Raw genomic sequence first — 15725 nt, 5'->3', positions numbered from 1 at the left:
GCCGGACTGCCGCCCCTCCCGGTGGAGATCCGCGCCCGGTGGCCGGAGGCGAACGGCCCGGCCGCGGCACCGGGCACCGCGACGGTCACAGAGTCCACTCCGCGACCAGCAGGTCGACCAGTTGCTTCTGCTGGGCCTCCAGTACGTCCGGCGTCCAGTCCTCGTACCGGAGCACCTGACTGGTCAGGGCGAACGGGGCTGCTCCCCCACGGCCGGTGAAGTACCGGGCCTTCTTCGCGGCGAAGTCGTAGTTCTGCGCGGTGGAGTTCTTCACCCGGTTGAGCAGGACCAGGTTGCCGAGCCGGTGGGTCCAGTACCCCCGCTGGTCCTCGTCGAACAGCTCCGTCCACCGCGAGCCGGCCTCCGGGTTCTGCGGGAGGACGTGCTCCACGGTGATGAGCGGCAGGTCGTACTTCACGCCGTGGGCCTCGGAGAGGATCTCGTCGACACGGAGCAGCACGTACTTGCGGATCTTGCCGACCAGGTACACCTCGCCTTCGAGGCGGGCACGGGTGTCGGACCTCTCGGTCTCCGTCAGTTCGAACGCCGGCGAGTCCAGGCCCTGTCCCTGGTCGAGCTGGCGGAGCAGTTCCGCGTAACGCATCACGCGCGGGGTGGTGTAGACGCGGCGGATGAACATGCTGGCCGACAGCCGTTCCAGGGCCCGGAAGAAGCGGTCGAGCCAATCCGGTTCGTGCTCGTGGTTGCGCAGCGCCCACAGCGCCGCGGGCCGCCAGTCGTTGTTGTCCGTCTGCTGGAGCCGCTTGAACCAGGCGTTGACCTGCTCGGCACCGGACGACGCCTGGTAACGCCCGTCGCGGATCTGGGCGTACGCCTCGGCGTACGGGACGACGACGTCGTTGACGAAGACGTCCGCCTTGTCCGGAAGGTAGCGGTCGAGCACCTGCTTGGGGAACTCCTTCAGCAGCTCCCTCTCGGCCCGCTTCTTCTCGTAGATCATGCGCAGGTGGAGGAAGAGGTCGGCGAAGTCGTCCCTGCCCAGGGTCTCTTCGGCGTCCTCCCACTTGCGGGCGCAGTGCGCCGACTGCCCGGGGTCCTCCAGGGCACCGATGATCTGCGACTTGAAGATGTCGGTGGGAGAAAGGTCCAGGCCGCGAGAGTTCATCACGCTGAAGATCCGGTGTGCGCTCTCCAGGTCGGGGGTGGCGACCACGACCAGGTAGGTCCGCTCGCCGAGCATCCTGACCAGGCCGAGGCGGCGTTCCTCGGACCAGCTCGCCAGTTCGCCGTGCAGGGCGGCCGCATTGTCCCGGACGGCCTTCTGCGCGTCGGTCGCCAAGGCGGTCCTGTCCAGTACGCGCAGCACGTCGATGGCGCCGCCGGTCTGGACGTACTCGTGGAAGAAGTCGGCGTCCCGCTGGCGGGGCCGCAACCGGGGCTGGGGCTTCCTCCCGAGAATCGGGTCACCGGGTTGGTTGATCAGCTTGTGCAGGGCCTCACGCAGTTCGGCCCGGTCCGTCAGGTCACGCAGCACCGACAACAGGATGGTGAGCGTGGTCAGACGCTGCTGGCCGTCGATGACGTCGGACCTCGGCTGTCCGCTCTCCTTGACCAGGACCAACGAACCGAGGAAGTACGGCTCCTCGGTCCCCCGCTCCAGCGCCTCCGCGAGGTCCGTGAGCAACTGGACCGCCTGCTCCTCCTGCCAGGCGTACGGCCGTTGGTAGTCCGGGATCCGGAAGTCGTAGTCACTGCTGAAGACCTTGTGGAGGGGCATCTCGTGCGCTTCGAGCTTGTGCATGCGGCCATCATGACGGCCCCGCCGACCCGTGTGCGCTCCTCGCCCCACTCCGTACCGGCCCGACGACGGAGGCGTCCTGGGCCGCTGCGGGACCACCCGGCAGGAACCCTCCCGCGCGAATGGTCCCCCCCTCCCGAGGAGATCAGCGGAACACCCGGCTTCAGGCGGTACCGTTGATGTGAGCAGTCCGCCGCTGGAGGCGGAGGCACCCTGCACGGCCTGCTGGTAGATGGGCAGGAAGGTCAGCGCGGCGACCATCACGAACCCGTAGAGGAAGGAGATGGCGTTGGCCCAGCTGAAGTTGGCGCTGCGGAAGACGGTCAGCGGCAGTACGGGGGCGACCGCGCGGCGCTCCACGGCGGGCAGGGCGAGGGCCCCGGCCACGGCGACCGCGATCAGGCCCGTGATCACCGGCGAGGACCAGTCGTACTGCGTACCGCCCCACGTGGTGAGCAGCACCAGCGAGGTGATCACCGCAGCGAGCAGCACGGCGCCCAGGTAGTCGATGGGAGCCCGGGAGCGCCGCTCGGGCAGCTTCAGCGCCACGGCGACGGTGATGAAGGCGGCAAGGCCGAACGGCACGTTGATGTAGAAGCAGTAGCGCCAGCCCAGGTGCTCGGTGAGGAACCCGCCGGCCAACGGACCGCCGACCATCGCGACGCCCATGACGGCCGACGACATGGCCTGGAACGTGCCGCGCTTCTGCGGGGTGAGCAGCTCGCCGATGAGGGAGAGCGCACCGACCATCAGACCTCCGGCGCCGAGGCCCTGGAGCACCCGGAAGCCGATGAGCTGGCCCATGGACTGGGCGAGGCCCGACACCATGGAGCCGACGAGGGAGCCTCCCCCTGAGTGGTGGACACGCTGATACTGGATCTGCTTGATCCGGAGGAAGCGAGAAGACCGCTGATGGCGATGAAGGACTACTCGGACGAGTTCAAGGCCGATGCCGTGGCCTTGTACGAGTCCACACCCGGGGCAACGTACAAGAGCATCGCCGCTGACCTGGGCGTCAACAGGAACACACTGCGGAATTGGGTGCTGCGGGACCGCGAACGCCGTGGCGCCGGCCCGGCCACAGCCCGGGGCGCCAGGACTGTGGCCCGTCCGCGCCAGTGGTGCCGTCCGCGGAACCGGACGAACGGATCCGGCAGCTCGAGGCCCGGGTGGCCGAACTCGAGGCCAGTGAGCGCAAGCTCGCGACCGAGCGGGACATACTCCGCAAGGCGGCCAAGTATTTCGCCGGGGAGACGAACTGGTGAGGAGTCGCTTCCAGTTCGTCGACGACCACCGGGACGCCTTCGAGGTGAAGCGGCTCTGCGAGGTCCTTGAGGTGAACAGGTCCAGCTACTACAAGTGGTTGGCCGGCCGCGAGCCCAGGACTGTCCGGCAGCGGGCCGACCAGCGCCTGGCCGCGAGGATTCGTGAGGTCCACACGGAATCCGGCGGCGCCTACGGCTCCCCGGGGGTGACCGCCGAGCTCAGAGAGGCGGGCCTGCACGTCAACGAAAAGCGGGTCGCCCGCGTCATGCGCATGTTCGCCATCACCGGCGTCCGCCTGCGCAGACGTGTCCGCACCACGCTCCCGGACCCGGCCGCTTCACAGGTCCCGGACCTGTTCCGGCGGGACTTCACCGCCGCCGGGCCGGGCCTCACATACATGGGCGACATCACTTACCTGCCTCGCCGACGGCACGTTCCTCTACCTCGCGACGGTTCTGGACTGTTTCAGCCGCAAGGTCGTCGGCTGGTCCATCGCCGACCACATGCGCACCACCCTGGTCGCCGACGCCCTACGCACGGCGGCCCGGACCCGCGGCGGTCTGGACGGTTCCGTCCTTCACTCCGACCACGGAGCCCAGTACGGCTCCAGGGCCATCGCCGACCTCTACGACCAGCTGAAGGTCACCCGGTCCAGGGGTGCCGTCGGCAACAGCGCGGACAACGCCGCCTGCGAAAGCTTCCACGCGTCCCTCAAACGCGAAACCCTCCAGGGCGCCCGCGACTACGGCGGCCCCGCCGAGTGCAGGAACAAGGTTTTCGCCTGGCTGACCCGCTACAACACCCGCTCAGCCCCAACGAATACGAACGCCGACACCACACCGCCAAGCTCACGCTCACCGCGTGATCAAAGAGTCGTGTCCACCACCACGGGGAAGGCCCGACGCCCGGCCGGAATCGAAGGGGCACGGTCGAGTCGCGTGCGCAGGTCAAGCACCCTTCCCCACCGGCTCCAGGATCGCCACGCACTCCACGTGGTGGGTCATCGGGAAGAGGTCGAAGGCCCGGAACGTCCGTACCCGGTAGCCCGCTTCGCGGAAGGAGGCGAGGTCGCGGGCGAGGGCCGCCGGGTCGCAGGCCACGTAGGCGATGCGGCGGGCGCCCAGGGCGGCGAGGTGTTCCACGGTGCGGCGGCCGGCGCCGGCGCGCGGGGGGTCGAGGACGACGAGGTCGGCCTCGGTGATGCCGGTGCGCGGCAGCACCTGCTCGACCTTGCCCTGCTCGACCCGTACCCGGGGGAAGTCGCGGAGGTTGTGCCGGGCGTCCTCGACGGCGCGCTTGCCCGACTCGATGCCGAGGACCGCGCCGCGCTCGCCGACGCGGTCGGCGAGGGCGCCGGCGAACAGGCCGACGCCGCAGTACAGGTCCAGTGCGGTGTCGCCCTTGCGGGGCAGCAGGCCCTGCATCACGGCCTTGACCAGGGTGTCCGCCGCCTTGGGGTGGACCTGCCAGAAGCCTCCGTTGCCGACCCGGTGGGTGCGGTCGTCGGCGCGCTCGCGGACGAAGGGGCGGCCGTGCACCCGGTGCACCCCGCCGTCCCGCTCGTCGACGCGGAGCACCGACACCGGACGGTCCAGTTCGACCAGCGGGAGCCGGGCGCCGGGGCGCGGGGTCAGGATCACCTGACGGTCCTGGGAGCCGGTGGCCGCGATGGCCTCGACCGCGGCCATGCCCGGCCAGGTGCGGGCCTCGACGCCCAACTCGGTCACGCCCGGCGCGGCGATCATGCAGTGGTCGACCGGTTCGACGTCGTGGGAGCGGTGGCGGCGCAGACCCGCGCGGCCCTCCTCGTCGACGGCGTACTGGACCCGGGTGCGCCAGGCGGGGACCTCGCCGACGGGCAGCTTGTCGCCCTCGGCGGGCATCACGGTGCCGTCCCAGCCGACGTCCTCGGGGGTGAGGCCGGCGAGGCGCTGGAGCTGTTCGGCGACGACCTCGCCCTTGAGGCGTCGCTGGGCGCCCGGCTTGGCGTGCTGCCAGTCGCAGCCGCCGCAGCGGCCCGGCCCGGAGAAGGGGCAGGGCGGGGTGACCCGGTCCTTGGAGGGTTCGCGGACCTCCACCGCGTCCGCGCGCAGGAAGCGCGAGTCCTCGGCGCCCTCGGTGACGCGGGCCAGGACCCGCTCGCCGGGGAGGGCGTGCCGGACGAACAGCACCCGGCCGTCCTCGGTGCGGGCGACGCAGTGGCCGCCGTGGGCGACGGCGCCGACCTCGACCTCGTACTCCTGGCCCACCAGCGTCTTCTTCGGTTCTGCCTGCATGGCGGGGTGACTCCACGAGTGGTGAGGGAAGGACTGCGGGACAACAGCCCACCAGTCTACGTCCCCGCGCGGGCGTCCGGGTCGGCGGTCGCCGTGCCTCACCCCTTGCCGGTGGGCTCCTTGCTGCGCTTCTCCACGGGGCCGCGGCGCACGGCGCCGGGCGCGCTCCAGTCCTGGCGCCGGCGGGCCCGCTTCTTGGCCGCCTCGGAGGACTCCAGCTGGTAGGGCACCGAGGTCACCATCACTCCGGGGGTGAACAGCAGACGGCCCTTGAGCCGCAGGGCGCTCTGGTTGTGGAGCAGGTGCTCGTACCAGTGGCCCACCACGTACTCGGGGATGATCACGCTGACCGCCTCGCGCGGGGACTCTCGCCGCAGGTTCTTGACGTACTCGATGATCGGCCGGGTGATCTCGCGGTAGGGCGAGTCGATGACCTTGAGGGGGACCTCTATGTCACGGCGGTCCCACTCGTCCTTGAGGGCCTTGGTCTCCGCCGGGTCGACGTTGACGCTCAGCGCCTCCAGGGTGTCGGAGCGCATCAACTGGGCGTAGGACAGGGCCCGCAGGGTGGGGCGGTGGAGTTTGGAGACCAGGACGATGGAGTGCACCCGGGAGGGGCGCACCATGTCGTCGGTGGGTTCCTCGGGGGCGCTGATCTCCTCGGAGACGCGGTCGTAGTGGCGGCGGATCGCGGTCATGACCGCGTAGAAGATGACCATGCCGAGCAGGGCCACCCAGGCGCCGTGGGTGAACTTGGTGACCAGGACGACGACCAGGACGAGGCCGGTGAAGAAGGCGCCGAAGGCGTTGATGGCCCGGGACCGCTTCATGTGGCGTCGCTTGTCGGGGTCGTGCTCGGTGCGCAGCAGCCGGTTCCAGTGGCGGACCATGCCGGTCTGGCTGAGGGTGAAGGAGACGAAGACGCCGACGATGTAGAGCTGGATCAGCCGGGTGGAGTCGGCTCCGTAGACGACCACGAGGAGGGCGGCGGCGCCCGCCAGCAGGACGATGCCGTTGGAGAAGGCGAGCCGGTCGCCGCGGGTGTGCAGCTGGCGCGGCAGGTAGCGGTCCTGGGCGAGGATCGAGCCGAGCAGCGGGAAGCCGTTGTACGCGGTGTTGGCGGCGAGGAACAGCACCAGGGCGGTGGCGGCGGCGAGCAGGACGAAGAAGAAGGTGCCCTCCCCGAAGACCGCGGCGGCGACCTGGGAGATCACCGGGTCCTGGACGTAGGAGTCGCCGACCGGGGCACCGCCGTGGAGCAGGTCCTTGGCCGGGTTCTCGGCCATCCGCACGCCGGAGGCCATGGCGAGGCCGATGATCCCGCAGAACATGGTGACGGCGAGGAGGCCCATCAGGGCCAGGGTGGTGGCCGCGTTCCTCGACTTGGGCTTGCGGAACGCGGGGACGCCGTTGCTGATGGCCTCGACGCCGGTGAGCGCGGCGCAGCCGGAGGAGAAGGCGCGCAGCAGCAGGAAGACGAGGGCGAAGCCGGCGAGCCCCTGGTGTTCGGCCTGGATCTCGAAGTCGGCGGTCGGCGCCTTCAGCGTCTCGTCGAGGACGAGGCCTCGGAAGGCGCCCCAGGCGATCATCGCGAAGACGCCGGTGACGAAGACGTAGGTGGGGATCGCGAAGAGCTTGCCGGACTCCCGCACACCGCGCAGGTTCATCAGGGTCAGCAGGACGATCATGCCGACGGCGACGGCCACCTTGTTCTCGACCACGAACGGGATCGCCGAGCCGAGGTTCTCCACTCCGGAGGAGATCGACACGGCGACGGTCAGGACGTAGTCGACGAGCAGCGCGCTGGCGACGGTGAGGCCGGCCTTGGGACCGAGGTTGGTGTTCGCCACCTCGTAGTCCCCGCCGCCGCTGGGGTAGGCGTGCACGTTCTGCCGGTACGACGCGACCACGGTGAACATCAGCACCACGACCGCGAGGGCGATCCAGGGGCTGAAGTGGTAGGCCGACACGCCCGCGACGGAGAGCACCAGCAGCACCTCGCCCGGCGCGTACGCCACGGAGGAGAGCGGGTCGGACGCGAAGACGGGGAGGGCGATGCGCTTGGGCAGGAGGGTCTCCCCCAGCCGGTCACTGCGCAGGGCGCGCCCGATGAGAATCCGTTTGGGCACGTCGGTCAGTTTGGACACGCAGAGGATCGTAAGCGTTCGAACGCGGGCCCGCCCACCCACCACCCCAGAACGCGTGGCGGTGATTCGCGGACCTCTCCCCGGGGGGCGGGAGGGCGCGGTCGGGTGACCGTGCGTGTGTAGCTTTGGCCCCGGTCTGAGACCCTGTTAAGCCTGAGTCGTCGTGTTCGGCGGGGACTTGGTAAAGCCCGGGTCAAGTCCGCTGGCCCCGGCCGTACCGACCGCCGACGGCTCCACGGGTACGGGCCGTGCGGCCCGTACGCTGTCCTGTCCGTCGCCGGTGCCGGGCAACTCCGCCGTCGTCGTCGACGTCCCCGGAGACGGGGGGCGATGACACCGACCCCGGACCGACGAGAACCAACGAGAACCAACGAACAGCGGAAGATCGACAGTCGGAAGGACGGTCGTGCACATCGTCATCATGGGTTGCGGCAGAGTGGGTTCCGCTCTGGCCCAGACCCTGGAGCAACAGGGGCACACGGTCGCCGTGATCGACCGGGACCCCACCGCCTTCCGGCGCCTGGGCTCCGGGTTCGGCGGACGGCGCGTCACGGGCATCGGCTTCGACCAGGACACCCTGCGGGAGGCCGGCATCGAGGAGGCCGGCGCCTTCGCGGCCGTGTCCAGCGGGGACAACTCCAACATCATCGCGGCCCGGGTGGCCCGGGAGATGTTCGGCATCGACCACGTCGCGGCACGCATCTACGACCCGCGGCGCGCCGAGGTCTACCAGCGCCTGGGCATTCCGACCGTGGCCACGGTCCGCTGGACCGCCGACCAGATGCTGCGCCGGCTGTTGCCGTCCGGCGCGGAGCCGCTGTGGCGGGACCCGACCGGCGGGGTGCAACTCGCCGAGGTGCACACCCCGACGTCCTGGGTGGGCCACACGATCAGCCGGCTCCAGGACGAGACGGGGGTGCGGGTCGCGTTCCTGACCCGGTTGGGCGAGGCGATCCTGCCGACCTCGCGGACCGTGCTCCAGGAGGGCGACCTGGTGCACGTGGTGATGCGTCCGGAGGACGTCGACACGGTGGAGGCCTCGTTCGCGCAGGGCCCCGAGGAAGGGGGCGGTCACTGATGAGGGTCGCCATCGCGGGAGCCGGTGCGGTCGGGCGTTCCATCGCCGGCGAACTGTTGGAGAACGGTCACGAGGTCCTGCTGATCGACAAGGCGCCGACCGCGATCTCCGTGGAGCGGGTGCCGCAGGCGGAGTGGTTGCTCGCGGACGCCTGCGAGATCACGTCCCTGGACGAGGCGGCGCTCCAGCGCTGCAACGTGGTCATCGCGGCGACCGGCGACGACAAGGTGAACCTGGTGGTCTCGCTGCTCGCCAAGACGGAGTACGGGGTGCCCCGGGTGGTCGCCCGGGTGAACAATCCCAAGAACGAGTGGCTGTTCAACGAGTCCTGGGGCGTGGACGTCGCCGTCTCGACCCCCCGGCTGATGTCGGCGCTGGTCGAGGAGGCGGTGAGCGTCGGCGACCTGGTGCGGCTGCTGCGCTTCAGCCACGGTGACGCGAACCTGGTCGAGTTGACGCTGCCGCCGGAGTCGGCGCTCGCGGGCACCCGGGTCGGGGACGTCCCCTGGCCCCAGGACACCTCCCTGGTGACGATCATCCGCGGCACCCGGGTGCTCACGCCCACCCGGGACGACTCCCTGGAGGCGGGTGACGAGTTGCTGTTCGTCGCCGCTCCGGCCCGCGAGGAGCAGTTGGAGGTCCTGCTGTCGGTGCGGCGCGGGCCGTCCGAGGAGTGAGCGGCTGACGTGGTGAACCGCGTGGAGGGGCGGCCCCGACGGGGCCGCCCCTCCACGTTCCGTTCGGCGGGTGCTTCTCGCGGCTACTCGGTCCGCGCCGTTGCGGCCGCGTCCTTCGCCGCCTCCTTGGCCGCCTTCTCGGCGGCCTCCCGCTCCTCCATCTCGGCGAACACGTCGATGGGGGCCGGGGCCTTGGCGAGGAAGATCCAGGTCAGCCAGACCGCCAGCAGGAACGGCGGGATCTTCAAGGCCACCAGGACCCAACCGAGTTGCGTGGTGTCGGCCCACCAGTACAGGGGAAACAGGATCGCGGACTTGGCGAGCAGGATGCCGCCCCAGGCGTAGCTGGCCTTGGCGTACGCCTTCTTGCGGCCCGGGTTGCGGGTCCGCCAGGAGAGGTTCTCCTTGAAGATCGGGCCGAGCACCAGCCCCATCAGGGGAACGCCCGCGAGGGCCGTGACGACGTAGGCGAGGCCGAGCCCGAGCGTGTACAGCATGCCGGGCAGGTAGAAGTCCTTGGCGTTGCCGGTCATCATCGCGAAGACCACGCCGAAGGCGACGCCGAAGACCCCGCTGAAGGCGTGCTTGACGGTGTCCTTCATCACCAGTCGGACCACCACCATCAGCACCGAGACCGCGAGGGCCGCGATGGCGGAGAGGTGCAGGTCCTTGTTGACGGTGTAGATCGTGACGAAGAGGAGCCCGGGGACGACGGTCTCGACCATGCCGCGCACCCCGCCGAACGCTTCGAAGAGCGCCGCTTCGGTCACCGCCTTGGCGTCCTGCCCCGGCGGCCCGTCGGCGGGCGCGGGTCCCGGGTCGCCGTCCTGGGCCGTGCTCCGGTGGTCGGTCGGCTTGTCGAGGGACGTCACCGGCTACTCCCGTCCAAGGGGTCTGAGTTCGTACTTCGGGTTGAAGAGCACCCGGCGGCCCCGGCTCATCGCGATCCGACCGGAGGCGATCAGCTTGCGCCCCGGCTCGATGCCCACGATGGAGCGCCTGCCGAGCCAGACCACGTCGAGCGCCGCCGAGCCGTCGAAGAGCTCCGCCTCCAGGGCCGGGACCCCCGCCCGGGGGCGGAGGGTGACCGTGCGCAAGGTACCAGTAACGGTGACGATCTGCCGGTCCTGGCAGTCACCGATCCGGATGCAACCGGCCGTCTCCGCGTCCTCGCGCAGTTCCTCGGACTCCAGGTCCTCCTGGGAGGCCGAGATGTCGGCGAGCCGGTCGAGCATCCGGCGGAACCGGCCCGTCGGCTTGTCGGAACGTGGCGCACTCATAGGGGAAGGGTACCCAGTCGGCGGAGTGCGCCGCCGCGCCGTGGACGCCCCGGACGGGAGGGGCCGGGGAGCCGCCTCAGTGTTCGAACCGGTACCCCATGCCCGGCTCGGTGATGAAGTGCCGGGGGTGCGAGGGGTCGGCCTCCAGTTTGCGGCGGAGCTGGGCCATGTAGACCCGCAGGTAGTTGGTCTCGGTCCCGTAGGACGGGCCCCACACCTCCTGGAGGAGTTGTTTCTGGCTCACCAGCCGCCCGGCGTTGCGCACCAGCACCTCCAGCAGGTGCCACTCGGTGGGGGTGAGCCGGACGTCCCGCCCGCCCCGGTTGACCTTCTTCGCGGCCAGGTCGACAGTGAAGTCCGCCGTCTCGACCACCACGTCGTCGTCCCCGCCGCCGGTCGGTTCGGCGCGGCGGACCGCTGCCCGCAGCCGGGCCAGCAGTTCGTCCATGCCGAAGGGCTTGGTCACGTAGTCGTCGGCGCCGGCGTCCAGCGCCTCGACCTTCTCGTCGGAGCTGTGCCGTGCCGACAGCACCAGGATGGGCACCCGGGTCCAGCCGCGCAGTCCCTTGATCACCTCGACCCCGTCCATGTCCGGCAGGCCGAGGTCGAGGACCACGACGTCGGGGTGGCGGGCGGCGGCCAGCTGGAGCGCGGTGGCGCCGTCCGCGGCGGCGTCCACCTCGTACTTGCGGGCCTTGAGGTTGATCACGAGCGCGCGGACGATCTGGGGTTCGTCGTCGACCACGAGCACCCGGGTCATGAGCGCCTGCCTTTCTGGTTGTCCGTGGCCCGGGCGTCCGGGGCCGGTGCGTCCGGGACCACGGCGGCCCGGGCGGGGTGTGCGGTCACGAGGTGACCGTGGCGGGGAGTTCCGGTCCGGACCGGGCGTGGCCGGGCGCGGCGGTGAGGGTCAGCACCATGGTGAGGCCGCCGCCGGGGGTGTCCTCCGCGGTGAGGGTGCCGCCCATGGACTCGGCGAAGCCGCGGGCGACGGCGAGCCCGAGGCCGACCCCGGCACCGCGCGGGGCGTCCCCGTGGCGCTGGAAGGGCTCGAAGATGCGCTCCTTGGCCTCCTCGGGAACCCCGGGCCCGCGGTCGACGACCCGCAGTTCCACCCGGGGGCCCAGGGTGCTGGCCGCGACGAGGACCCGCCGGCCCTCGGGGCTGTACTTGACGGCGTTCTCGACGACGTTGGCGACGGTGCGCTCCAGCAGTCCGGGATCGACGCGGACCATGGGCAGCGTCTCCGGTATGTCGAGGCACGCACTGCCCTCGGGGACGCCGGCCAGGGCCATCGGCACCACCTCGTCGAGGTCCACCTCGCGGATCAGGGGTTGGACGGTGCCGGTCTGGAGCCGGGACATGTCGAGCAGGTTCCCCACCAGGTGGTCCAGGCGGTCGGCGCCGGCCTCGATGCCGGCCAGCAGCTCCGCCTCGTCCTCCTCGGACCAGGCGACGTCGTCGGAGCGCAGCGAGGAGACGGCTGCTTTGATGCCGGCGAGGGGGGTGCGGAGGTCGTGGCTGACGGCGGCGAGGAGGGCGGTGCGGATGCGGTTGCCCTCGGCGAGGCGGCGGGCCTGTTCGGCCTCCTCGCGCAGGCGTCGGCGGTCCAGCACCACCACCGCCTGCGCCGCGAAGGCCGCCAGGACGCGGCGGTCCTCGGCCGGCAGCACCCGCCCGGACAGCGCCAACGCCAGGTGGTCGTCGACCGGCACGTCCACGTCCGCGTCCTCCGGACGCTTCACCGGTGCGGGGCCCACGCTCCCCGCACACGTCCAGGGCGCCACGTCGCCCGCCCGCTCCAGCAAGGCCACCGACTCCATCCCGAACGTCTCCCGCACCCGGTCCAACAACGCGTCCAAGGACGTCTCCCCCCGCAACACGCTCCCCGCCAAGAACGACAACACCTCCGACTCCGCCCGCAACCGCGCCGCCTGATGCGTACGCCGCGCCGCCACGTCCACCACCGACGCCACCGCCACCGCCACGCCCACGAAGATCACTATGGCGACGATGTTCTTGGGGTCCGCGATGGTGACGCGGTGCAGCGGCGGGGTGAAGAACCAGTTCAGCAGGAAGGAGCCGAAGGCCGCGGAGGCCAGTGCCGGCCAGAGCCCGCCCAGCAGCGCCGCGGCCACCGTGAGCGTCAGGAACAACAACATGTCGTTGGCCAGGCCAAGGTGGGCGTCGACGTTGGTGAGGGTCAGGGCGAGGACGATCGGACCGAGGACACCGGTGAGCCATCCCCACACGATCCGCTGCCGACCCAGCCGCGCACCCCGCGCCACCGGCAACCCACGCCCCCGCGCCACCTCCTCGTGCGTCACGATGTGCACATCCAGATCAGGACCCGAATCCCGCGCCACCGTCGCACCCACACCCGGCCCGAACACGTACTGCCACGCCCGACGCCGCGAAGACCCCAACACCACCTGCGTCGCATTCACCCCACGAGAAAACTCCAACAACGCAGACGGCACATCATCCCCCACCACATGATGAAACGTCCCCCCCAACCCCTCCACCAACCCCCGCTGCACCGCCAACTCCTTCGGCGACGCCGCCGTCAACCCGTCACTCCGCGACACGTACACCGCCAACACCTCACCCCCCGCACCCTTCTCCGCCAACCGCGCCGCCCGCCGTATCAACGTCTCCCCCTCCGGACCCCCCGTCACCCCCACCACGATCCGCTCCCGGGCCTGCCAGGTGCTGCGGATGTTGTGCTCGCCCCGGTACTGCTGGAGGTACTCGTCGACCCGGTCCGCCACCCACAACAACGCCAACTCACGCAACGCCGTCAAATTCCCCGGACGGAAATAATTCGACAACGCCGCATCGACCTTGTCCGACTGATAAATGTTCCCGTGCGCCATCCGACGCCGCAACGCCTGCGGCGACATATCCACCAACTCGATCTGATCCGCCCGCCGCACCACCTCATCCGGCACCGTCTCCCGCTGCCGCACCCCCGTAATCGACTCCACCACATCACCCAACGACTCCAAATGCTGAATGTTCACCGTCGACACCACATCAATCCCCGCCGACAACAACTCCTCCACGTCCTGCCACCGCTTCGCATTCCGCGACCCCGGCACATTCGAATGCGCCAACTCATCCACCAACACCACCACCGGCCGCCGCGCCAACACCCCCACCACATCCATCTCCTCAAACACCCCACCCCGATACCCCACTCCCACCCGAGGCACCTGCTCCAAACCGTGCAACATCACCTCCGTCCGCGGCCGACCATGATGCTCCACGAACCCCACCACACAATCCGTCCCCCGCTCCACCCGCCGATGCCCCTCCGACAACATCGCATACGTCTTCCCCACACCCGGCGCCGCACCGAGATAAATCCTTAGCCTGCCGCGTCCCATGGCCCCATTGTCTTCCACTCACACCCGCGCACCACCGTTGATCGCGCTCCGACGGTACAGCCCCGACATTCGACAAATCGGACGAATGATCGACTATTGCGGCACCTTGACGGAACCCTGATGGACCGACTTCACGTACAAAGCCGCTGGTGGGGGCGTGGAACGCCGGACGGGCGCAGAGGGCCGGCCCGGGTCAGGCGCCCTCGACGATCTCCCCGTCGCTGAGTTCGAGCACCCGGTCGGCGAGGTCGAGCAGCGCCGCGTCGTGGGTCGCCACCAGCGCGGTGACGCCCTCGCTGCGCACGACCGCGCGCAGCAGCTCCATCACGGCCTGGCCGGTCTCGGCGTCAAGCTGGCCGGTGGGCTCGTCGGCGATGATCAGGGACGGCCGGTTGGCGAGGGCACGGGCGATGGCCACCCGCTGCCGCTGGCCGCCGGAGAGCTCCCCGGGTCGTTGCCGGGCGTGGTCGGCGAGACCGACGAGCGACAGCAGCAGGGCCACCCGTTCGTCGCGTTCCGCCGCGGGCACGCCGCGCAGCCGCAAGGGCACGCCGACGTTCTCGGCGGCACTGAGGATCGGGATCAGCCCGAAGGACTGGAAGACGAAGCCGATGCGGTCCCGTCGCAGCCGGAGCAGACCGGCCTCGTCCAGGTCGGCCAGGTCGTGGCCGTCGACGTGGACGGTGCCCTGGTCCGGGGAGTCGAGCCCGCCGACCAGGTTCAGCAGGGTGGTCTTGCCGGAGCCGGAGCGCCCCTTGAGGGCGACGAGTTCGCCGCGCGGGACGGTGAAGGTCACGCCCTTCAGCGCGTGCACCGCGGCGGCGCCGGTGCCGTAGGACCGGCGGAGGTCCGCCACCCGGACCATGGGGCCCCGGGCGGGCTCCGTGGTCCGCGTCGTCGAACCGTGGGCCGCCACGGCCCCGTCCACCCCTGTGGCCCCCCGTGTCATGCCCGCTCCCGTACCCGTGCTCCGAACCGTCCGACAGTATGGTCACGCCGCGCCATCGGGAGCAACGGTCCGCACGGGACCGGTGGGAGTCGACTCCGTGTCACGACCCGCACGTCACGACACGGAGCGTGCTCCGCGCTCAGCGGACCTCGGTGATCTCCGGGCCCCGGGCGAGCTGGCCCATGCCCCCGGAGAAGCGGGAGGTGCCCTGCTCCTCCTGCTGGACCCCTTCGGGCACCATCTGGGCGTTGTTCGGGAGCTGGAGGACGATCGGGTCACGGGGAGCCATCGGGCCGTCGCCCCGGACCACGACGGTGTCCTGGAAGATCTGCTCCAGCAGCCCCGCGGCCTGCGGCTGCACCGCGCCCTGGCCGGAGATCACCCCGCGCAGGAACCAGCGGGGGCCGTCGACACCGACGAACCGCACCACCTGGAAGCCGCCCGTTCCGTCCGGCAACTGCACGGGCACCTGGGCCCGCAGCTCCCAGCCGAGCGGTCCCTGCACCTCGTCGATGACGCCGCCCTGCTGGGTGATGCCGGAGGCGATCTCCTCGCGCACCTCGCCCCAGATGCCCTCCCGCTTGGGAGCGGCGAAGCCCTGGAGCTGGATGGCGCTGTCCTTGAGCACGACGGTCGCGGCGACGATGGCGTCCCCGGCGACCTCGACGCGCAGTTCCATGCCGTCGACCCCGGGCACGAACAACCCGCCCAGGTCGACCCGGCCCTCGCCCGGTTCGCGCACCTCGGAGCTGTCCCAGGGGCCGTCGGGACGGGGCTCCGGCTCCAACCGGACGCGCTCCGTCCCGTCGCCGTCGTCGACCTGCTCGGCCTCGCCCGTCGCGTCCGCCGCCGTCGCGTCTTCCGCGTCCTCGGGGGAGCTCATCTTCTTGCGACGTCCGAACAC

At 70.7% G+C, this 15725-nt stretch carries 11 protein-coding genes and 1 pseudogene; 3 read left to right on the top strand and 9 right to left on the bottom strand.

From position 1 onward, the window contains the following. Nucleotides 1-85: 85 nt before the first annotated feature. Nucleotides 86-2638, bottom strand: a complete 2553-nt coding sequence (locus tag ACSMX9_RS23770; RefSeq protein ID WP_445403077.1) for an MFS transporter — start codon at nt 2636-2638, stop codon at nt 86-88. A gap of 33 nt (nt 2639-2671) precedes the next feature. Between ACSMX9_RS23770 and ACSMX9_RS23765 the strand changes: the two are divergent. Further along, nucleotides 2672-3831 (top strand): annotated as a pseudogene (locus ACSMX9_RS23765) (IS3 family transposase); the annotation flags it as partial. Between the two features lie 141 nt (nt 3832-3972). On the opposite strand, the gene ACSMX9_RS23760 reads toward ACSMX9_RS23765, so the two are convergent. Continuing rightward, nucleotides 3973-5301, bottom strand: coding sequence for a class I SAM-dependent RNA methyltransferase (locus ACSMX9_RS23760; protein ID WP_445396770.1), 1329 nt, complete (start codon nt 5299-5301; stop codon nt 3973-3975). A gap of 98 nt (nt 5302-5399) precedes the next feature. Beyond that, a complete protein-coding gene (locus tag ACSMX9_RS23755; RefSeq protein WP_445396768.1) occupies nt 5400-7448 on the bottom strand; it encodes an APC family permease in 2049 nt (682 codons plus the stop codon). A 406-nt stretch (nt 7449-7854) separates the two neighbouring features. Here ACSMX9_RS23755 and ACSMX9_RS23750 point away from each other — a divergent pair, with 406 nt between their 5' ends. Both ACSMX9_RS23750 and ACSMX9_RS23745 read left to right on the top strand, forming a co-directional pair. After that, on the top strand, nt 7855-8526 hold the full coding sequence (locus ACSMX9_RS23750) for a potassium channel family protein (RefSeq protein WP_351249434.1): 672 nt from the start codon (nt 7855-7857) through the stop codon (nt 8524-8526). Continuing rightward, entirely contained in the window at nt 8526-9203 is a 678-nt protein-coding gene (locus ACSMX9_RS23745; protein WP_351249436.1) for a potassium channel family protein, read from the top strand. The genes ACSMX9_RS23750 and ACSMX9_RS23745 overlap by 1 nt, the downstream gene beginning before the upstream one ends. Nucleotides 9204-9286: 83 nt before the next feature. On the opposite strand, the gene ACSMX9_RS23740 is transcribed toward ACSMX9_RS23745, so the two are convergent. The 6 genes from ACSMX9_RS23740 to ACSMX9_RS23715 all read right to left on the bottom strand — a co-directional run bounded on the left by ACSMX9_RS23740 (nt 9287) and on the right by ACSMX9_RS23715 (nt 15725). Next, nucleotides 9287-10075, bottom strand: a complete 789-nt coding sequence (locus ACSMX9_RS23740; RefSeq protein ID WP_445396766.1) for a DUF3159 domain-containing protein — start codon at nt 10073-10075, stop codon at nt 9287-9289. Nucleotides 10076-10078: 3 nt separating this feature from the next. Next, a complete protein-coding gene (locus ACSMX9_RS23735; RefSeq protein ID WP_351243724.1) occupies nt 10079-10483 on the bottom strand; it encodes an OB-fold nucleic acid binding domain-containing protein in 405 nt (134 codons plus the stop codon). A gap of 76 nt (nt 10484-10559) precedes the next feature. Further along, nucleotides 10560-11243, bottom strand: a complete 684-nt coding sequence (locus tag ACSMX9_RS23730; protein WP_351243722.1) for a response regulator — start codon at nt 11241-11243, stop codon at nt 10560-10562. 85 nt (nt 11244-11328) lie between these two features. Beyond that, nucleotides 11329-13872: an ATP-binding protein gene (locus ACSMX9_RS23725; RefSeq protein ID WP_445396764.1), complete on the bottom strand. Its 2544-nt coding sequence runs from the start codon at nt 13870-13872 to the stop codon at nt 11329-11331. A gap of 193 nt (nt 13873-14065) precedes the next feature. Then, the gene (locus ACSMX9_RS23720) at nt 14066-14821 is read right to left on the bottom strand and encodes an ABC transporter ATP-binding protein (protein WP_445396762.1); all 756 of its coding nucleotides are present in this window, start codon (nt 14819-14821) and stop codon (nt 14066-14068) included. A 139-nt stretch (nt 14822-14960) separates the two neighbouring features. After that, nucleotides 14961-15725, bottom strand: coding sequence for a DUF3710 domain-containing protein (locus tag ACSMX9_RS23715; RefSeq protein ID WP_445396760.1), 765 nt, complete (start codon nt 15723-15725; stop codon nt 14961-14963).

It is taken from the genome of Streptomyces sp. LE64, from assembly GCF_052606915.1.
The sequence above is the reverse complement of the archived record's forward strand: the minus strand, read 5'-3'. Positions and strand labels throughout refer to the sequence as shown.